The sequence below is a fragment of the Aeromicrobium sp. CF3.5 genome (assembly GCF_051262695.1).
Lineage (GTDB): Bacteria > Actinomycetota > Actinomycetes > Propionibacteriales > Nocardioidaceae > Aeromicrobium.
Genome location: NZ_JBIMEZ010000002.1, coordinates 468,265 through 488,117, shown reverse-complemented (window position 1 = coordinate 488,117; position 19,853 = coordinate 468,265). Strand labels below are relative to the sequence as shown.

The 19,853-nt window shown below is 68.5% G+C and carries 18 protein-coding genes; 15 read left to right on the top strand and 3 right to left on the bottom strand.

Translation table 11 applies throughout. The features are described from left to right. Positions 1-13 precede the first annotated feature (13 nt). Together ACHAA3_RS06005 and ACHAA3_RS06000 are read right to left on the bottom strand one after the other, a co-directional pair. Positions 14-583, bottom strand: a complete 570-nt coding sequence (locus tag ACHAA3_RS06005; RefSeq protein WP_435708039.1) for a TetR/AcrR family transcriptional regulator — start codon at positions 581-583, stop codon at positions 14-16. 99 nt (positions 584-682) lie between these two features. Further along, a complete protein-coding gene (locus ACHAA3_RS06000; RefSeq protein WP_435708038.1) occupies positions 683-1,000 on the bottom strand; it encodes a YrhK family protein in 318 nt (105 codons plus the stop codon). Between the two features lie 47 nt (positions 1,001-1,047). Here ACHAA3_RS06000 and ACHAA3_RS05995 point away from each other — a divergent pair, with 47 nt between their 5' ends. The 6 genes from ACHAA3_RS05995 (at position 1,048) to ACHAA3_RS05970 (ending at position 8,704) form a co-directional block, all read left to right on the top strand. After that, a complete protein-coding gene (locus tag ACHAA3_RS05995; protein WP_435708037.1) occupies positions 1,048-1,992 on the top strand; it encodes an o-succinylbenzoate synthase in 945 nt (314 codons plus the stop codon). Continuing rightward, the gene (gene menD, locus ACHAA3_RS05990; protein ID WP_435708036.1) at positions 1,989-3,554 is read left to right on the top strand and encodes a 2-succinyl-5-enolpyruvyl-6-hydroxy-3-cyclohexene-1-carboxylate synthase; all 1,566 of its coding nucleotides are present in this window, start codon (positions 1,989-1,991) and stop codon (positions 3,552-3,554) included. The genes ACHAA3_RS05995 and menD overlap by 4 nt, the downstream gene beginning before the upstream one ends. A gap of 74 nt (positions 3,555-3,628) precedes the next feature. After that, entirely contained in the window at positions 3,629-5,212 is a 1,584-nt protein-coding gene (locus ACHAA3_RS05985) for a GMC family oxidoreductase (RefSeq protein ID WP_435708035.1), read from the top strand. Next, positions 5,209-6,726, top strand: a complete 1,518-nt coding sequence (locus tag ACHAA3_RS05980; RefSeq protein ID WP_435708034.1) for an aldehyde dehydrogenase family protein — start codon at positions 5,209-5,211, stop codon at positions 6,724-6,726. Before ACHAA3_RS05985 ends, ACHAA3_RS05980 begins: the two co-directional genes overlap by 4 nt. Positions 6,727-7,023: 297 nt before the next feature. Next, entirely contained in the window at positions 7,024-7,923 is a 900-nt protein-coding gene (locus ACHAA3_RS05975; protein ID WP_435708033.1) for an NAD-dependent epimerase/dehydratase family protein, read from the top strand. A gap of 16 nt (positions 7,924-7,939) precedes the next feature. After that, positions 7,940-8,704, top strand: coding sequence for an SGNH/GDSL hydrolase family protein (locus ACHAA3_RS05970; protein ID WP_435708032.1), 765 nt, complete (start codon positions 7,940-7,942; stop codon positions 8,702-8,704). Positions 8,705-8,752: 48 nt separating this feature from the next. Here the strand turns inward: ACHAA3_RS05970 and ACHAA3_RS05965 are convergent, their stop codons facing one another. Then, positions 8,753-10,012, bottom strand: a complete 1,260-nt coding sequence (locus ACHAA3_RS05965; RefSeq protein WP_435708031.1) for an isochorismate synthase — start codon at positions 10,010-10,012, stop codon at positions 8,753-8,755. A gap of 62 nt (positions 10,013-10,074) precedes the next feature. On the opposite strand from ACHAA3_RS05965, the gene ACHAA3_RS05960 reads away from it, so the two are divergent. The 9 genes from ACHAA3_RS05960 to nuoH all read left to right on the top strand — a co-directional run bounded on the left by ACHAA3_RS05960 (position 10,075) and on the right by nuoH (position 19,853). After that, entirely contained in the window at positions 10,075-10,767 is a 693-nt protein-coding gene (locus ACHAA3_RS05960) for a demethylmenaquinone methyltransferase (RefSeq protein ID WP_435708030.1), read from the top strand. Between the two features lie 145 nt (positions 10,768-10,912). Then, positions 10,913-11,272, top strand: a complete 360-nt coding sequence (locus ACHAA3_RS05955; protein WP_435708029.1) for an NADH-quinone oxidoreductase subunit A — start codon at positions 10,913-10,915, stop codon at positions 11,270-11,272. Next, positions 11,272-11,826, top strand: coding sequence for a NuoB/complex I 20 kDa subunit family protein (locus tag ACHAA3_RS05950; protein ID WP_435708028.1), 555 nt, complete (start codon positions 11,272-11,274; stop codon positions 11,824-11,826). Before ACHAA3_RS05955 ends, ACHAA3_RS05950 begins: the two co-directional genes overlap by 1 nt. Further along, complete coding sequence (locus ACHAA3_RS05945) at positions 11,823-12,542, top strand: NADH-quinone oxidoreductase subunit C (RefSeq protein ID WP_435708027.1); 720 nt, start codon at positions 11,823-11,825, stop codon at positions 12,540-12,542. The genes ACHAA3_RS05950 and ACHAA3_RS05945 overlap by 4 nt, the downstream gene beginning before the upstream one ends. Further along, positions 12,539-13,882 carry an NADH-quinone oxidoreductase subunit D gene (locus ACHAA3_RS05940; RefSeq protein ID WP_435708026.1) on the top strand — a complete coding sequence of 448 codons (1,344 nt, stop codon included), beginning with the start codon at positions 12,539-12,541 and terminating at the stop codon, positions 13,880-13,882. The genes ACHAA3_RS05945 and ACHAA3_RS05940 overlap by 4 nt, the downstream gene beginning before the upstream one ends. Positions 13,883-14,008: 126 nt before the next feature. After that, positions 14,009-14,800, top strand: coding sequence for an NADH-quinone oxidoreductase subunit NuoE (gene nuoE, locus ACHAA3_RS05935; RefSeq protein WP_435708025.1), 792 nt, complete (start codon positions 14,009-14,011; stop codon positions 14,798-14,800). Next, complete coding sequence (gene nuoF, locus ACHAA3_RS05930) at positions 14,793-16,103, top strand: NADH-quinone oxidoreductase subunit NuoF (RefSeq protein ID WP_435708024.1); 1,311 nt, start codon at positions 14,793-14,795, stop codon at positions 16,101-16,103. Before nuoE ends, nuoF begins: the two co-directional genes overlap by 8 nt. Before the next feature lie 76 nt (positions 16,104-16,179). Beyond that, the gene (locus ACHAA3_RS05925; protein ID WP_435708023.1) at positions 16,180-18,597 is read left to right on the top strand and encodes an NADH-quinone oxidoreductase subunit G; all 2,418 of its coding nucleotides are present in this window, start codon (positions 16,180-16,182) and stop codon (positions 18,595-18,597) included. Next, complete coding sequence (gene nuoH / locus ACHAA3_RS05920; protein ID WP_435708022.1) at positions 18,594-19,853, top strand: NADH-quinone oxidoreductase subunit NuoH; 1,260 nt, start codon at positions 18,594-18,596, stop codon at positions 19,851-19,853. Before ACHAA3_RS05925 ends, nuoH begins: the two co-directional genes overlap by 4 nt.

Here is a 19,853-nt window from a genome sequence, read left to right as displayed (position 1 = left end):
TCCTTGAAGGGGGTCAGGGGTGGATGCCGAGGACCGGCAGGAGGGCGTGATCGACGAAGGCGAGCTGGCTGTCGTCGTCAGAGGGTTGGTCGTCGAGCACTGGCTGCAGGACGACCTGGGAGATGAGCAGCTGGGGGACGTAATCGATGCCGGGGCAGTCGGCGGCGACCTCGCCGCGGTCGACAGCGCGATCGATGACCGCGCGGATGCGGGCACGACCCAGGGCCACGACCTGGTCCCGCAGGGCATGGCCGAGTTCTGGATCGGTGCGCACGGCATGCAGGAGTGCACCGATCAGGGCGCCGTCCTCGACACCCTCGGGCTTGTCCGCAGTGAGCATGAGGTGCAGATCGTCACGCAGGGAGCCCGTGTCGACGAGATCGGGGTGGTCCTCGACGGTGCAGGCCATCGCGTCGGCGACGAGGGCCGTCTTGCTGCCCCACTGCCGGTACAGGGTCGCCTTGCTGCTGTGCGTCTCCTCGGAGATCTGGTCCATCGTCAGTCGGTCGAACCCGTGCAGCGCGACGAGGCGCAGCGTGCCGGTGTACAGCTCGGCGAGGCGCTCGTCACTGAGGCGGGTCATGGGTCTCCGTTGATCGAAACGAAACAGTTTCGTTCACTCTAGGTCACGGTGCGCCCCGGGTCACGCCGGCAAGGCATGACGTCGGTCACTTCATGCCGTCTAGAAGTCGTGGGACCCCGGACCGACAAGATGACCATTCGGACGGAATCGGCGCAGGTGCACCCCCCGCGCGAACCTGATCGCCGGGCGGATCAGCATCTCGGTGCTGCCGATGATGAACAGCCAGGTCCCGGCGAGGGTCGACGACTCGGAGAGGAACAGGAAGCTGCCGATCAGGAACCAGGTGCCGATCAGCAGGTCGTTGACGATGCTGAGCAGCTCATAGCGCTGGCGGATGATCAGCTCGTCGTCTCCCACGTGGATCACCAGGGGGTCGGAGTCGCGGGTGCGCCCGCTCGGATCGTGCGCCTTCGTCATGTTCGGTCCTCTCGTCGGTGCCAGTTCTACGACAGTAGGGTCGCAGGATGCGCACCGAGACCTTCGCCATCGACATGCCCGTGCGGTTCCGTGGCATCTCACGGCGCGAGGGAATGCTGGTCGAGGGGCCGGCGGGATGGGCCGAGTTCAGCCCGTTCCTGGACTACGAGCCGGCCGAGTGTGTTCCGTGGCTGGCTGCTGCGCTCGACTCGGCCGGACATGAGTGGCCGGTGGCCGTGCGCGACCGGGTGCCGGTCAACTGCACGGTGCCCGCCGTCGGGCCCGAGCAGGCCGCCGAGATCGTTCGGCGCAGCGGGTGCTCCACGGCCAAGGTCAAGGTCGCCGAGCGGGGGCAGACCCTCGCCGAGGACATCGCACGGGTCGAGGCGGTGCGCGACGCGCTCGGTGCGTCCGGTCACGTGCGGGTCGACGCCAACGGCGGGTGGGACGTCGACGTGGCCGTGTCGAGCATCGCGCAGCTGCTTCGTGCTGCAGCTGGGCTGGAGTACGTGGAGCAGCCGTGCGCCTCGGTCGAGGATCTCGCGGCCGTGCGCCGCCGGGTCGACGTGCCGATCGCCGCCGACGAGTCGATTCGTCGCGCCGACGACCCCCTGCGCGTCGTGGCACTCGACGCCGCGGACATCGCGGTGCTGAAGGTGCAGCCGCTGGGCGGCGTGCACGCCTGCCTGCGCATCGCCGAGCAGATCGGCCTCCCGGTCGTGGTGAGCAGCGCGGTCGACACCTCGATCGGACTGGCGGCCGGACTTGCTCTGGCCGCAGCGCTGCCCGAGCTGCCCCACGCCTGCGGCCTGGCGACCACGTCGCTGCTCTCTGGTGACGTGGTGACCCAGCCCCTGAAGCCGGTCGACGGCTGGCTCCCGGTCGGACGGCAGACGCTCGACGACGGCGCCTTCGCCCAGGTCGCGGCCGACCCCGAGACCGACGCTCGCTGGCAGGCGCGCCTGGCGCGGGTCAGAGAGCTGAGCGCATGAGAGACCAAGGATCAGTCGGAGTCGCCCGAGAACTGGTCATGCACCTGCTCGGCTGTCACGTCACCGATGTCGTGCTGGCGCCGGGGTCGCGGTCGGGCCCGGTCGCGCTGGCTCTCGCCGCTGCCGACCAGCAGGGGCTGTTGCGCCTGCACGTGCGCATCGACGAGCGCGAGGCGGCGTTCCTGGCCCTGGGCATGGCCAAGGCATCGCGCCGCATCGTGCCGGTGGTCACGACGTCGGGCACGGCCGTGGCCAATCTGCACCCGGCACTGCTGGAGGCGGTGCACGCCCGAGTGCCGGTCCTCGCGATCACCGCCGACCGGCCGGCCCGGCTGCGCGGCACCGGGGCGAACCAGACGACCGATCAGCCCGGCATCTTCCCGGGCGTTCCGTGTATCGACCGGGTCCCGGACATCGGCCGCGCCGACGGTCCGCAGCACCTCAACCTCGAGCTCGACGAGCCATTGATCGAGCCCGTGGACTGGGACTTCCCCACCACCGTGTCGATGACCCCTTCGACTCCCACGACGCCACCCTTCACGCTGCCGACCGGCCCGCGCACCGTCGTGGTCGCTGGTGACGATGCCAGGCAACCCGCACGCGTCCTGGCGCGCGACGCGCACTGGCCGCTGTGCGCCGAGCCGAGCTCGGGATCGCGCAACGGAGAGGCGTTGGTCGCCTACCGCCTCCTGCTGCAGCACTCGCCGCTGGCCGGTGAGATCGAGCGCGTCATCAGCTTCGGGCACGCCACGCTCTCGCGCCCCGTCACGCAGCTGTTGGCGCGAACTGACCTCGAGATCGTGCACGTGGGCGATCAGTCGACATTTCCGGTGCCCGCCGGCGCGAACGTCCGGTTCGTCGATGCGGTGGCCTTCGAGGAACCAGATGCCGACGACTGGCTCGGGGCGTGGCGGGCCGCGGACGCCTCGGCGACGACTGCCGTCGACGCCGCCCTGGACGGCTCGACGCCCTATGACGTCGCACGGACCGTCAACGCGGCGCTGCCACCCGGTGGGCTGTTGTTCATCGGTTCCTCCAGCCCCATCCGCGACCTCGATCTGGTTGCACGGCCCTACCCGGTGGGGGAGCGGCGCCTGCTGCTGTCCAATCGCGGGCTGGCGGGCATCGACGGGGTGCTCTCCAGCGCGATCGGGGCCGCGCTGGCGCGCGACTCGAGCCGAGCCATCGCCTACCTCGGCGACCTGACCTTCCTGCATGGCAGCAACGGATTGCTCATCGGTCCGCACGAGCCGCGCCCAGATCTGACGATCGTCGTGGTCAACGACGACGGCGGAAGCATCTTCAGCACCCTCGAGCAGGGCAGCGCCGAGTACGCCGACGCGTTCGAGCGCGTCTACGCGACCCCGACCGGCGCGGACATCGCCACCCTTTGCGCGGGCTACGGGGTGCCGCACCAACGGGTGGAGCCTGCGGCCTTGGCCGACGTGCTGGCGATCGAGTCCTCGGGCCTGCGTGTCGTCGAGGTGCCGGTCGATCGGACAGGGAGACGCGATCTGGCCGCTCGCATCGACGCGGCCGTGCTGGTGGCCGTCGGACCGTGACAGCGGTTGTGTCACGAACGGTCTGGGTCTAGATTTCGTGCAGCACGTCACACGTTCGTCAGATCGAGGAGACCATGGCCGAGGAAACGTTCGACTACATCGTCATCGGATCAGGAAGTGCCGGCGGAGTCGTCGCCGCGCGACTGAGCGAGGACCCCACGATCAGCGTGCTGCTCCTCGAGGCCGGCCCCGAGGACGACGACGAGATGATCAAGGCCCCCATCGGGTTCTCGACGTTGTTCAAGACCAAGTGGGACTGGAACTACGAGACCACCCCGCAGAAGCACCTTGCGGGCCGCAAGGCGTACTGGCCGCGCATGAAGGCGCTCGGTGGCTGTACCTCCATGAACGCCATGATCTACATCCGCGGAAACCACGCCGATTACGACGAGTGGCGCGACGGCTACGGCGCCACCGGCTGGGGCCATGACGACGTGCTGCCGTACTTCACGAAGTCCGAGGGCAACCAGCGACTGGCCGATCGGTTCCACGGCACCGACGGACCGCTGAGGGTCGAGGACCGTACCTACAACCACGAGCTGAGCGCGGCATTCGTCGAGTCGGCCGTCTCCTCGGGCATGAAGCGCACCGAGGACTTCAACGGGGCCGAGCAGGACGGCGTCGGCTGGTACCAGGTCACCTGCAAGAAGGGCAAGCGCTGGTCGGTCGCGGACGCCTACATCCGGCCCGCGATGGATCGGCCCAATCTCACGGTGCTCACCGAGGCCTTCGTCACCCGCATCGTGATGGACGGCAACCGGGCCACCGGTGTCGCCTACGAGCGTCACGGTGAGTCGATCATCGCGCGTTCCGCTGCTGAGATCGTGCTCAGCGGAGGAGCAGTCAACAGTCCCCAGCTGCTGATGCTGTCGGGCATCGGCCCGGGCGCCCACCTGCGCGAGCACGGCATCGACGTCGTCGTCGATTCGGCGGGCGTGGGACAGAACCTGCAGGACCATCCCGCCGCGGGCCTGCTGCTGTACACCAAGGGCACCACCGACCTGGGCGAGATGCTCGGCCTCGGGAACCTGCTGAAGTGGCGCGCCACCGGTAAGGGGCCGTTGTCGTCCAACATCGCCGAGGCGGGTGCCTTCCTGCGCTCACGCGACGAGCTCGAGCACCCCGACCTGCAGTTCCACGTGGCGCCCACGGGGTTCTACGACAACGGGATGCACGAGCCGACCCGGCGTGGAGTGACCGTGGCCACCACCTTGGTCAACGTGCAGAGCCGTGGACAGCTGAGGCTGCGGTCGGCCGATCCGACCTGGCACCCGGAGATCGACGCCGGCTACTTCGACGACCGGGCCGACCTCGAGGCGACCATCGCCGGGTATCGCCACGCGCTCGAGATCGTCAAGCAGGGCCCCTTCTCCGGATTCATCGACGCACCGTGGGACCCGGCCACGTTGGATCCCACCGATGAGGAGATCACCGCAACCATCGGCCGCCTGGCCCAGACGCTGTATCACCCGACCTCCACCTGTGCCATGGGTACGATCGAGGGCAGCGTCGTCGATCCGGAGCTCAAGGTGCACGGCGTCGAGGGACTGCGGGTCGCTGACGCATCTGTCATGCCGCGGGTTCCACGCGGAAACACCAATGCACCGTCCATCATGATCGGCGAGATGTGCGCCGATCTCGTGAAGGAGTCACGATGACCGCCACGATCGAACCGACCACCGGATCGGGTGTTCCGACGCCCACGTTCGATTCCCTCAACCCCGCCAATGGTGACGTCGTGGGCAGCCACCCCATCGCGTCCCCGGCCGACGTCGATGCAGCCGTCGCGCGTTCTCGTGAAGCCGCTGGCTGGTGGGGGGAGCTGTCGTTCGACGAGCGTGCCGAGTACCTGCTCACGTGGCGCAGCGTCATCACCCGCCGCATCGCGCAGCTGGCCGACCTGTCGCACCGCGAGACGGGCAAGCCGCACGGTGACGCGCAGCTGGAGATCGTTCTGGCCATCGACCACATCGCCTGGGCGGCCAAGAACGCCAAGAAGGTTCTGGGTTCGCACAAGGTCAGCTCCGGCCTGCTGATGGCCAACCAGGCCGCCACGGTGCAGTACAACGCGCTCGGTGTGGTCGGCGTGATCGGCCCCTGGAACTATCCGGTCTTCACCCCCATGGGCTCGATCGCGTACGCACTCGCGGCCGGCAACACGGTCGTGTTCAAGCCCAGCGAGTACACGCCCACAGTCGGTCAGTGGCTGGCGGACACCTTCACCGAGGTCGTGGGTGGCCGTGCGGTCCTGCAGGTCGTCACCGGCATGGGCGAGACCGGCAACGCCCTGTGTGTCGCAGATGTCGACAAGCTGGCGTTCACCGGCTCGGGCGCCACGGGCAAGAAGGTCATGGCCGCCTGCGCCCAGAACCTCACGCCCGTCGTCATCGAGGCCGGTGGCAAGGACTCCTTGATCGTTGATGAGGACGCCGATCTCGCCAAGGCCGCCGAGGCTGCCCTCTGGGGCGGCATGTCGAATGCGGGTCAGACCTGCATCGGCACCGAGCGCGTCTACGTGCACGAGTCGGTGTTCGACTCCTTCGTGAAGGAGATCACCGAGCAGGCCAAGGGCCTGCGCGCGGGCAGCGACTCGGGCGCCAAGATCGGCCCGATCACGATGCCGTCGCAGCTCAAGGTCATCAAGAGTCACATCGACGACGCCATCGCCAAGGGCGCCACCGTCGTCATGGGCGGTGCGGACGCCGTCGGCGAGCGCTTCGTGCAACCGACCATCCTGACGCACGTGCCCGAGGACTCCAGCGCCATCACCGACGAGACCTTCGGCCCCACCCTGACCATCAACCCGGTGTCGTCGATGGACGAGGCGGTTCGGCTGACCAACGCCACGTCGTACGGTCTGGCCGGCGCGGTCTTCTCCGAGGCCAAGGGCATGGACATCGCGCGGCGTGTGCGGGCCGGCATGACCTCGGTCAACTCCGTCATCGCGTTCGCCGGCGTGCCGGCGCTGCCGTTCGGCGGGGTGGGGGAGTCCGGGTTCGGTCGCATCCACGGCGCCGACGGGCTCAAGGAGTTCACCTACGCCAAGGCCATCACCCGGCAGAAGTTCAAGCCGGTCATGATGCTGACGTCCTTCGCCCGCGACGCCAAGCTCGACGCCAGGGTCGCGACGCTGATCACCGTGCTGCACGGGGGGAAGCAGACTCTCAAGTAGGGCGCACGGGTCGCTTCGCTCCCCGCTCCAGCGGTTCGTTCCTCACCGCTGCCTCGCTTCGCTCGGGCGCCTTGCCTTCGCTTCGCTCGGCCCATGGGGCGCGCTGCTCGTTCCTCGCAGCCTCAGCGGTTCGTTCCTCACCGCTGCCTCGCTTCGCTCGGGCGCCTTGCCTTCGCTTCGCTCGGCCCGGGGTGGCCTCGTGGGCTTGCGGTTGGTTCTTCAGCGCTGCCTTCGCTTCGCTCGGCCCGGGGTCACCTGTGGGGCTGCCGGTTGGTTCCTCACTGATAGGACTGCAGCATGCGGATCTTCTTCACGGGTGGCTCGGGCAAGGCGGGACGGCATGCGGTGCGGTACCTCGTGGACCAGGGGCACCAGGTCACGAATGCCGATCGGGTTCCGCTCGGGCTGCCGGGCGTCAACGACCTCCGGGTCGAGCTGACCGACGCAGGTCAGGTCGTCTCGGCGCTGAAGGCTCCAGCCGGTCCCGACGAGCTGGACCTGCCCGAGGTGCCTGCCTACGACGCCATCGTGCACTTCGCCGCGATCCCGGCGATCTTCGTCGAGTCCGACGTCGAGACCTACCGCATCAACGTCTTGTCGACCTACAACGTGCTGGAGGCCGCAGCTTCGCTCGGCATCACCAAGGTGGTGTTCGCGTCGTCGGAGACCACGTATGGCATCTGCTTCGCGCAGGGTGAGCGCAAGCCCGCGTACCTGCCGATCGACGAGGACCATCCCACGGTCCCCGAGGACAGCTACGCGATGTCCAAGGTCGCCGGTGAGGTCACGGCACGCTCGTTCCAGGCCCGTACCGGTGCCGACGTGTACGGGCTGCGCATCAACAACGTCATCGAGCCGCACGAGTACGCCGAGCTGTTCCCCGACTTCCTCGCCGACCCGGCCCTGCGGAGACGCAACATCTTCGCCTACATCGATGCTCGCGATCTCGGACAGATGGTCGACCGCTGTCTCGCCACCGACGGCCTCGGATTCGAGGTGTTCAACGTGGCGAACGCAGACATGTCCGTCGCGGCGAGCACCGACGAGGTCATCGCCCAGTTCTACGACGGTGTCGAGGTGCGCCGCCAGATGGGCCCGAACGAGACCTTCTACTCGATCGACAAGGCGCGCGACCTGGTCGGCTTCGACCCCCAGTACTCGTGGCGGGACGTGGTCAGCGACCCGAGTGCGTCGTAGTCGGTAACCTGCAGCGGTGCCTGACTTCCACCGATTCGTCGCCCTCGGAGACTCCTTCACCGAAGGGGTCGGCGATCTCGATCCCGCGCGTCCGAACGGCGTGCGCGGCTGGGCCGACCGGGTGGCCGCCGTGCTGGCCGGGCGACACAGCAGCTTCGAGTACGCCAACCTCGCGATCCGGGGCCGCAAGCTGCGACCGATCCTCGCCGAGCAGATCGAGCCCGCTCTTGCGATGCAACCGGACCTCGTGACCCTGTACGCCGGCGCCAACGACGTCCTGCGTCCGCGGATCGACATCGACGCCCTGGTCGACGCCTACGACGATGCGGTCGGCCGACTGGTCGGCGGGGGAGCGACGGTGGCGCTGTTCACCGCGTACGACCCGGGTTCGCATCCGATCTTCGGCGCGTTGCGCGGCCGGTTCGCGACCTACAACGAGCTGGTGCGCGAGGTCGCCGACCGGCATGGGGCCACGCTGGTCGACTTCTGGCGGCTGCGCGAGTACCGCGACGACCGCATGTGGGACGTCGATCGCATGCACATGGCTTCACCAGGTCACCAACGGATGGCGATCGCGGTGCTCGACACCCTCGAGGTGCCGCACGACCTGACGCCACTGCCACTGGTCGATCGCCCGGTGCTGTCGGCGCGCGAGCGCCGTCAGGCCCATCTCGCCTGGACCCGCGAGCACGCCGGACCGTGGGTCAAGCGACGCCTCACCGGGGTGTCGTCAGGCGACTCGCTCAGCCCGCGGTGGCCGACACCCGGCCCCGTCGGCTGACACTCCCGCCCCGAGCATTCGGTTGAGAATGCACCGCCCCGGGGCGAGTCAGGCCAAGGCGTCGCGGACCGGGATGAACTTGGCGTTCGACTCGGCGAGCTCGTCAGCGGGGACCGAGTCGGCGACGATGCCGCAGCCGGCGAACAGTCGCACCGTGGTGCCGTCGCCCTCGATCTGCGCGGACCGCAACCCGATGCCCCACTCGCCGTCGCCGCGCGCATCGATCCAGCCGACCGGTCCGGCGTAGCGGCCACGGTCCAGCAGCTCGATCTCGGAGATCAGGGCCACGGCGTCGCGGGTCGGTGTACCGCCCACGGCCGCTGACGGGTGCAGCGACGCAGCCAGGGTCAGGGCGTTCGCGCCATTCTTCATGACGCCGGTGACGCCGGTGACGTCGGTGGCGAGGTGCATGACGTTGGGCAGGTGGAGCACGAACGGCGTCTCGGGAACGTTCATGCTGGTGCAGTGGGGCGCGAGCGAGTCGGCCACTGATCGCACCGCGTACTCGTGCTCCTCCAGATCCTTGCTGGATCGAGCCAGTGAGCCGGCCAGTGCGAGGTCATGGGTGTCGTCGCCGGTGCGGCGGATCGTGCCGGCCAGCACTCGCGAGGTCACCAGTCCGCGTTCGAGGCGCACCAGCATCTCGGGGGTCGACCCGAAGAAGCCGTCGACGTGAAAGGTCCAGCAGCTGGGGTACTGCGCGGCGAGGCGTGTCAACGGGGCACGCACGTCGAGCACCTCGTCGAGATCCGCCACGAGGTCACGTGCGAGCACGACCTTGTCGAGGTCGTCGGCATTGATGCGGCGCACGGCCTCGGCGACCATGCCCTGCCAGGTGTTGCTGTCGACCGGACCGTCGGCGAACGTGACACCGACCGGCTCGGGCGGCACCTCGGTGGCTGTGACGTCGGGCATCGTCGTGATGCCGGTGCCGATGACGGTCAGCCACGCGATCCCGTCCCGGCGTCCGATGACCACCTCGGGCACGACGAGGGTGCTCCCGTGGCCGTCGTCGGCGAACGTGAACGATCCGAACGCCACCAGGCCGGATCCGGGACGATCGACGTCATCGCGCACGACGGCGTGCACCGCCAGGTCGCGCCACCAGTCGGCGGCGTCAGCAAAGCGGTTCGCCCCGGTGCAGGTCAGCTCCGCAGCGCGGCCCCAGCCGACGAGTCCGTCCTCGCGATGGACCCAGGCCAGCGACTCGTCCGCGGGAAGAAGGTCGAGCAGAGCGCCAGGATCGGCGATCGGCGTCGAACGAACCACAAGAGGTCCGACAGCGTCGACCGAGGCGGAAGTGCTCACGAATCGAGCCTAGCGCCGCCGGTGCAGGGGCGCTCTCGCAGTCAGCCCCGTAGGCTGCACGGGTGAGTCGAGCCGGCCTGGACAAGGACCCCCGTGACGTCGCCCGGATGTTCGACGGGGTGGCTGACAAGTACGACCTGACCAACGACGTGCTGTCGATGGGGCAGGACCGCCGCTGGCGCAGGCGCGTCGTCGAGACGGTGCTGCCGAAGCCCGGCGAGCGGATCCTCGATCTCGCAGCCGGCACCGGCACGTCGAGCCAGCCGTTCGCTGACGCCGGCGCCCAGGTGGTCCCGTGCGACTTCTCGATCGGCATGCTGCAGGTGGGCAAGCGCCAGAAGCCGCGACTGGGATTCACCGCGGGTGATGCCATGGTCCTGCCATTCGACGACGACACGTTCGACGCCGTCACGATCTCCTTCGGCCTGCGCAACATCGCCGACTCATCGGTGGGACTGGCCGAGATGTTGCGGGTGACCCGCCCCGGCGGACGCCTCGTGGTGTGCGAGTTCAGCGCTCCGACGTGGAGCCCGTTCCGCACGATCTACACCAACTACCTGATGAAGGCGTTGCCGCCGATCGCACGCGCTGTGTCCTCCAACCCCGAGTCGTACGTCTATCTCGCCGAGTCGATCCGAGCCTGGCCGGATCAGCGCGGCCTCGCGGCCAGGATCGAGGCCGCCGGCTGGGGCCCCACCACGTGGAAGAACCTCTCCGGCGGCATCGTCGCCCTGCACCACGCCGTCAAGCCCTGACCTGGCCCCGGAGCCCCAACTTTTGTAGCGGTACGCAGGCATCTGGGTCCCGGAAGCCTGCGCACCGCTACAGAAGTCGGACCTGTAAGGTGTGTCCCGCGACACGTTGTGAAGCCATTCACAAGCGCACGTGGAGGGACGGCGAATGACGGAATACACACCGGTCCTCGCGTTGGGCGCACTCGCCGCCGGGTTCGCGGTCATCAGCATCGTGGCAGGCAGCCTCACCGGTCCCAAGCGGTACAACCGCGCCAAGCTCGACCGCTACGAGTCCGGCATCGAACCCAGCCCGTTGCCCGAGGGTGGCGGAAAGATCTCGATCAAGTACTTCTTCACCGCGATGATGTTCATCATCTTCGACATCGAGATCGTGTTCCTGTATCCGTTCGCCGTGGCGTTCGACCAGCTGTCGTGGTTCGCGTTCTTCGCAGTCATGCTCTTCCTCCTCAACATCACGATCGCCTACGTCTATGAATGGCGCCGCGGCGGAATGGAATGGACCTGATGGGTATTGAAGAAAAGCTCCCCAGCGGTGTGCTGCTGTCGACGGTCGAGGGACTCGCCGGCTACATGCGCAAGGCGTCGTTCTGGCCGGCCACCTTCGGCCTGGCCTGCTGCGCGATCGAGATGATGACCTTCGGCGCTCCACGGTTCGACTCCGCGCGCTTTGGCATGGAGGTCTTCCGTCCGTCTCCTCGGCAGGCCGATCTGATGATCGTCGCCGGTCGCGTCAGCAACAAGATGGCGCCCGTGCTGCGCCAGATCTACGACCAGATGGCCGGTCCCAAGTACGTCATCGCCATGGGCGTGTGCGCCAGCTCCGGCGGCATGTTCAACAACTACGCGATCGTGCAGGGTGTCGACCACGTCGTGCCCGTCGACATGTACCTGCCCGGCTGCCCGCCGCGCCCGGAGATGCTGATCGACGCGATCCTGAAGCTGCACGACCAGATCCAGCACACCAAGCTCGGCACCAACCGTCTCGCCGAGATCGCCCAGGACGAGAAGATCGCGCTGAGCGCCACGCCGACCCTGGCCATGAAGGGCCTCATGCGATGAGCTCGGACTCACCCGACCCGCAGACCCAGGATCCCTCTCACGAGATCGTCGAGGCGCGCAGCGACCAGCACGCGCTCGAGGTCGTCGAGGTGCGTGAAGGTTCCTTCGGCGCCCACGGCTCGGGCGACACCAGCGGATTCGGTGGCCTGACCCGGCCGGTCATCATGCCGGGCGCGGCCTCGCGCCCCTTCGGTGGCTGGTTCGACCAGGTGGCAGACGACCTGGCGACGCTGTCCCCCGACGGAGCCCTCGAGAAGGTCGTCATCGATCGCGGGGAGATCACCTTCCACGTGCGGCGCGACGCGATCCTCGACGTCATCACCCACCTGCGCAACGCCCAGTCCTTGCGCTTTGAGTTCTGCTCCGGCGTCTCCGGCGTGCACTTCCCGCACGACACCGACCGCGAGCTGCACGTGGCGTACCACCTGTTGTCGATGACCCACAACCGTCGCATCCGCGTCGAGGCCTCCGTGCCGGACTCCGATCCGCACCTGGCCAGCGTGGTGTCGATCTACCCGACGGCCGATTGGCACGAGCGCGAGACCTACGACATGTTCGGGATCATCTTCGGCGGCCACCCGGCCCTGACCCGCATCCTCATGCCAGATGACTGGCCCGGCCACCCCCAGCGCAAGGACTATCCGCTGGGTGGCATCCCCGTGGAGTACAAGGGCGCCACGGTGCCCCCGCCGGACCAGCGAAGGAGCTACTCGTGACCAGCACCGTGAATGGGGGGACCCAGGATCCCTACGCAGGCGGCTCCGACTCCGACGAGGGCACGGTCTTCACCGTCACCGGTCAGGACTGGGACACCATCGACGCCGATGCGGTCGAGGGCGACCGCATGGTCATCAACATGGGTCCGCAGCACCCGTCCACGCACGGCGTGCTGCGCCTCGTGCTCGAGATCGATGGCGAGACCGTCCGCGACGCTCGCGCCGGCATCGGCTACCTGCACACCGGCATCGAGAAGAACATGGAGTTCCGCACCTGGACGCAGGGCGTGACCTTCTGCACCCGGATGGACTACGTCGCCCCGTTCTCCAACGAGGCCGCCTACGTGATGGGTGTCGAGAAGCTGCTCGGCATCGAGGCGCCGGAGAAGGCCGAGGTCATGCGGGTCCTCCTGCTCGAGCTCAACCGGATCAGCTCGCACCTGGTGTGCATCGCCACCGGTGGCATGGAGCTCGGTGCGCTCACCGTCATGACCTGCGGGTTCCGCGACCGCGAGCTCATCCTCGACGTGTTCGAGACCATCACGGGTCTGCGCATGAACCACGCGTTCTTCCGCCCCGGCGGCGTCGCGCAGGACCTGCCACCCGACGCGCTGGAGAAGATCACCGCCACCGTCCGCCTGCTGCGCAAGCGCCTGCCCGAGTACGCGGCCCTGTGCAACGCTAACCCGATCTTCAAGGGCCGCCTCAAGGACGTGGGCCACCTCGACCTCGCCGGCTGCCTGGCACTCGGCCTGACCGGCCCCGTGCTCCGTTCGACCGGGTACGACTGGGACCTGCGCGCCAAGCAGCCCTACTGGGGCTACGACTCCTACGACTTCGACGTCATCACCCGCGACGAGCCCGACGCCTACGGCCGGTTCCGCATCCGCCTCGACGAGATGGACCAGAGTCTTCGCATCGTCGAGCAGGCCGTCGAGCGCCTCGCCAAGATGGAGGGAGCTCCGGTGATGGTCGCGGACAAGAAGATCGCCTGGCCCGCGCAGCTGTCGGTCGGCGCCGACGGCCAGGGCAACTCCGCCGAGCACATCCGCCACATCATGGGCGAGTCGATGGAAGCACTGATCCACCACTTCAAGATCGTCACCGAGGGATTCCGGGTCCCGCCCGGCCAGGCCTATGGCGTCGTCGAGGCGCCGCGCGGGGAGATCGGCTGCCACGTCGTCTCCGACGGCGGCACCCGTCCGTACCGGGCGCACTTCCGCGATCCGTCGTTCGTCAACCTGCAGGCCACCTCGGTCATGAGCGAGGGCGGCATGATCTCCGACGTCATCGTCGCCGTGGCGAGTATCGATCCTGTCATGGGGGGTGTCGACCGTTGAGCCGTCAGTCGCTTCGCTCCCTCGGCTCACCGGCCGCCCGCGCGACTTCGTCGCGCCCGTGCTCTGCACGGCCCCTACCCTCGCTGCGCTCGGGCCATGGTTGCGCTTCTTCCCGTGGAGGTTCTGATGACGCTTTCTGATACGACGGTGGCCGAGCTGCGGGAGATCGCGGGTCGTTATCCGCAGGCGCGGTCCGGGTTGCTGCCGATGCTGCACCTGGTGCAGTCGGCCCAGGGCTACGTGACCAACGAGGGCGTCGAGACGTGCGCCGAGATCCTGGGCCTCAGCGCCGCTGAGGTCTCCGGCGTCGCCACGTTCTACACGATGTACAAGCGCCGCAAGATGGGTACGCACCACGTGGGTGTGTGCACCAACACCCTGTGCGCCGTCATGGGCGGCGACCTCATTCTCGAACGTCTCAAGGGGCACCTCGACGTCGGCAACGACGAGACCACCGAGGACGGCGAGATCACCCTCGAGCACATCGAGTGCAATGCGGCGTGCGACTACGCACCGGTGCTGACCGTGAACTGGGAGTTCTTCGACAACCAGACCCCCGAGTCCGCGGTCGAGCTGGTCGACCAGCTGCGGTCCGGCGAGGAGGTCCGCAGCCCGCGCGGCGCACGGATCACGTCGTGGCGCGAGGCCGAACGGGTCATCGCCGGCTGGGAGGACGGCCTGGCCGACGAGGGCCCCACGGCGGGCACCGCGTCGCTGGTCGGGCTCAAGATCGCGCAGGAGAACGGGTGGACCGCCGGTGGAGCGTCGACCACGCCGACCGACGCCACGGCGAGCGACGCCACGGCGACGTCCGAGGACGGCGCGGCGACACAGGCCGACACGGCGCGCGCCGAGAGCGAGACCGTCCTGGACACCAGTGGCGCAGAGGTCGAAGGCGGAGGATCTGAGGATGACTGACACGTTGACGCCGGTTCTGACGGCGGACTGGGGCACCGATCGGGCCTGGACGTTGGAGGCCTACCGCGCCTCCGGCGGGTACGACGCCCTCGAATCGACGCTGCAGATGGCGCCGGCCGACCTGGTCACCCTGGTCAAGGACTCGGGTCTGCGCGGCCGCGGCGGGGCCGGATTCCCCACGGGCATGAAGTGGAGCTTCATCCCGAAGGACAACCCCAACCCGACCTATCTGGTCGTCAACGCCGATGAGTCCGAACCGGGGACCTGCAAGGACACCCCGCTGATGATGGCGACGCCGCACACCCTGATCGAGGGCGTCATCATGTCGGCGCACGCGATCGGTGCCAAGGTCGCGTTCATCTACGTCCGCGGGGAGATCCTGCACGTCGTGCGTCGCCTGCGGGCGGCCTGCCGCGAGGCCTACGAGGCCGGACTGCTCGGTCAGGACATCCTGGGCACCGGCGCGAACATCGATCTGGTCATCCACGCCGGAGCGGGCGCCTACATCTGCGGCGAGGAAACGGCGCTGCTGGACTCGCTGGAGGGCCGTCGCGGACAACCGCGCCTGCGCCCACCGTTCCCGGCCGTCGAGGGGCTGTACGCCTCGCCGACCGTGATCAACAACGTCGAGTCCATCGCCTCGGTGCCCGCCATCGTGCGCGAGGGCCACGAGTGGTTCGCGGGCCTCGGTACCGAGAAGTCCAACGGCTTCGTCATCTACTCGCTGTCCGGGCATGTCTTGACCCCCGGCCAGTTCGAGGCGCCACTGGGCATCACGCTGCGCGAGCTGATCGACCTCGGCGGCGGCATGCGTGAAGGAAGCGAGCTGAAGTTCTGGACCCCGGGCGGGTCGTCGACCCCGCTGCTGACCGCCGAGCACCTCGACATGCCGCTGGACTACGAGTCCGTCGGCGAGGCCGGCTCGATGCTCGGAACCCGAGCGCTGCAGATCTTCGACCAGACCACGTCGGTCGTGCGGTGCGTCCTGCGGTGGACCGAGTTCTACAAGCACGAGTCCTGCGGCAAGTGCACCCCCTGTCGTGAGGGCACCTACTGGCTCGTCCAGGTCCTCGAGCGCCTCGACAACGGCGAGGGCAAGGACGGCGACATCGAGCTGCTGGTCGATCTGTGCGAGAACATTCTCGGCCGCTCCTTCTGCGCGCTCGGCGACGGTGCCACCAGCCCCATCACCTCGGCCATCCAGTACTTCCGCGAGGAGTTCGAGTCCGGCATGCACACCCCGTCGGCCGAGCTCTTCCCGCCCGCCGCGTCCACGTTGTTCGGCCAGGAGGTCAGCGCATGATCGAGCGCCAGCGAGTGAACATCGAGCCTGTGATGCCGGTGGCCACATATCCTCGCCTTTCCATGGGGGCAGCGGCATGACTATCGAAGCCACGTCGAAGACTCCGGCGCCCGTCGAGCAGGTCACGCTGACCATCGACGACGTCGAGGTCAGCGTCCCCAAGGGCACCTTGCTGATCCGCGCCGCCGAAGTGATCGGCGTGGAGATCCCGCGGTTCTGCGACCACCCGCTGCTCGAGCCGGTGGGCGCCTGCCGCCAGTGCCTGGTCGACATCCCCGATGCCGGCAACGGTCGTGGCATGCCCAAGCCGCAGGCCTCGTGCACCATCGAGGTCGCCCAGGGCATGGTCGTCCAGACCCAGGTGACGTCGGAGGTCGCCGCGAAGGCGCAGCGCGGCAACCTGGAGTTCCTGCTGATCAATCACCCGCTGGACTGCCCGGTCTGCGACAAGGGTGGCGAGTGCCCTCTGCAGAACCAGTCCATGAGCCACGGTGCCGGTGAGAGCCGCTTCGTCGAGACCAAGCGGACGTTCCCCAAGCCGATCAAGGTCAGCGAGCAGGTCCTGCTCGACCGCGAACGATGCGTCCTGTGCGCGCGGTGCACCCGATTCTCCGAGCAGATCGCCGGCGATCCGTTCATCGCGCTGATCGAGCGTGGCGCCAACCAGCAGGTCGGCATCTACGAGCAGGAGCCCTTCAGCTCCTATTTCTCGGGCAACACGATCCAGATCTGCCCGGTGGGCGCGCTGACCAGTGCCGACTACCGCTTCCGCTCGCGCCCGTTCGACCTGGTCTCGACGCCGTCGATCGCCGAGCACGACTCCAGCGGCTCCGCGATCCGCGTGGACCACCGGCGCGGCACCGTCATGCGGCGTCTGGCCGGAGATGATCCACAGGTCAACGAGGAGTGGATCACCGACAAGGACCGATTCTGCTTCACCTACGCGACCACCGGCGACCGGTTGCGCACCCCGTTGGTGCGCGATGAGTCCGGAGAGCTGCAGCCCGCCTCCTGGCCGGCCGCGCTTGCCGTCGCCGCTCGTGGCCTGGCCGCAGCCAAGGGCAAGGTCGGCGTCCTGCCCGGCGGACGCCTCACCGCCGAGGACGCCTTCGCCTACTCCACCTTTGCGCGGGTCGCGCTCGGCACCCACGACATCGACTTCCGCTCACGCCCCCACGGTGCCGAGGAGGCCGACTTCCTCGCCTCGCACGTCGCCGGGCGACCGGTCGACGTCACCTTCACCGATCTCGAGCACGCGTCGCGCGTCGTGCTGGTCGGGCTCGAGCCCGAGGACGAGGCCGGCACGGTGTTCCTGCGCCTGCGCAAGGCCGCTCGCGCCGGAGTCCCGATCACGACGATCGCAGCCCACGCCACGCGTGGTCTGCGCAAGATGTCCGGCGAGCTCATCCAGGCGGCTCCCGGCCAGGAGGCTGCTGCCCTCGCCGAGCTGACCGCCACCCTCGACGCGCGCGCGATCGTGCTGGTGGGGGAGCGGCTTGCCACGGTCGAGGGCGGATTCAGTGCTGTCGGTGCCGCCGCGTCGATGTCCGGAGCGCGAGTCGCCTGGATCCCGCGCCGCGCCGGCGACCGCGGTGCCGTCGATGCCGGGTGCCTGCCCGGTCTGCTGCCCGGTGGCCGACCCGTGACCGATGCCGAGGCACGTGCCGACGTCGCCGCCGCCTGGGGGGTGAAGTCCCTGCCGAGTGAACCCGGTCGCGACCTGTCCACGATCCTTGCCTCGGTGGGCCCGCGCGGAGTGCGCGCCCTCGTGGTGGGCGGGGTCGAGATCGCCGACCTGCCGGACCCGGCCGCCGCCCGCGCGGCCCTGGCCAAGGTGCCGTTCCTGGTGAGCCTGGAGGTCCGCACCAGCGAGGTCACCGACGCCGCCGACGTCGTGCTGCCCGTGGCGCCGATGGTCGAACGGCCCGGCTCGTTCGTGAACTGGGAGGGACGCGTCCGCTCCTTCGGCGCCGTCCTGAACGAGCCCAACTCGCTGACCGACATCCGGGTGCTCGCCGGCATCGCCGAAGAGCTCGGCAAGCCGATCGGCTTCCGCACCGTGGCCGCTGCTCGTCGCGCGCTCGACGAGATCGGGTCGTGGGACGGCGCCCGCACGCCTGCCCCGCAGGTCGCACCGGCCGATCATGCCTCGCCCAAGCGACAGGTCCGGCTCGCCACGTGGCGCCAGCTCGTCGACGACGGACGCGGGCAGGACGGACAGGCGCAGTACCTGGCCACGGCCCGGCCCGCTGTGCTGCTGGCCAGCGAGTCGACGCTGAAGGCGTTCGACATCGACCCGGGAGGACGTGCCACCATCTCCACGTCCTCCGGCAGCGCCACGATGACCACCCGGGCCGCCGACCTCCCCCACGGCGTCGTCTGGGCGCCGGGCAACAACGGCGTCCAGCTGACCGATGCGCTCGCGACCGCCCACGGCGGGCACGTCACCCTCGCCCCGTCCATGGCGCACACGACGGGGGAGGTCAACGCATGAGTGAGGTCTTCGGCAACGAGCCGCTGTGGGTCATCATCGTCAAGGCCGTCCTGGTCTTCGTGTTCCTGGTGCTGTTCACGCTGTTCAACATCTGGTTCGAGCGCCGCGTCGTGGCCAAGATGCAGCACCGCATCGGCCCCAACGTCAACGGCCCCTTCGGCCTGCTGCAGAGCCTCGCCGACGGTGTGAAGCTGGCGCTCAAGGAGGACATCGTCGTCAAGGCCGCCGACAAGGTGGTCTACATCCTGGCGCCGATCCTCGCGACGATCCCGGCCTTCCTCGCCTGGGCCGTCATCCCGTTCGGCCCCGAGGCGACCATCCCGTTCACCGACACCCAGACGCCGTTGCAGCTGACCGACATGCCCGTCGCGGTGTTGTACATCCTGGCCGTCACCTCGATCGGCGTGTACGGCATCGTGCTGGCCGGGTGGGCGTCCGGATCGATCTACGCCCTGCTGGGCGGACTGCGCTCCAGCGCCCAGGTGATCTCCTACGAGGTCGCGATGGGTCTGTCATTCGTGTCGGTGTTCATGTACGCCGGCTCCATGTCGACCTCGGAGATCGTCGCGGCGCAGGAGGGTCTGTGGAACTTCGTCCCGCTGTTCCCGGCCTTCGTGGTCTACGTGATCGCGATGGTCGGCGAGACCAACCGTGCCCCCTTCGACCTCCCCGAGGCCGAGGGCGAGCTGGTCGGCGGATTCCACACCGAGTACTCCTCGCTGAAGTTCGCCCTGTTCTTCCTGGCCGAGTACATCAACATGGTCACCGTCTCGGCGCTGGCCACCACGCTGTTCCTCGGCGGGTGGCGGGCCCCGTTCGGTCTCGGATCGGTCTGGGCCGGTGCCAACGAGGGCTGGTGGCCGGTCCTGTGGTTCTTCGGCAAGACGCTGGGCTTCATCTTCATGTTCGTGTGGCTGCGTGGCACCCTGCCGCGCATGCGCTACGACCAGTTCATGAACTTCGGCTGGAAGATCCTGATCCCGGTCTCGCTGGTCTGGATCTTCGCGGTCGCGTTCATCCGCAAGCTGCGCAACGAGGACATGCTCGGCCAGGAGACCCTCATCTGGGTCGCCGTGGTCGCTGGTGCCCTCATCGTGCTGAGTCTGGTGATCCCGGAGAAGAAGCCCGAGCCCGAACCTGAACCCGAGGCCGCCCCGTTCGACGCCTTCGCCGGGGGATACCCCGTCCCGCCCATGGGCGACCAGGTGCTGCCCGAATCCACGACCACCAAGAGTTCGCAGCGAGATCAACGATGA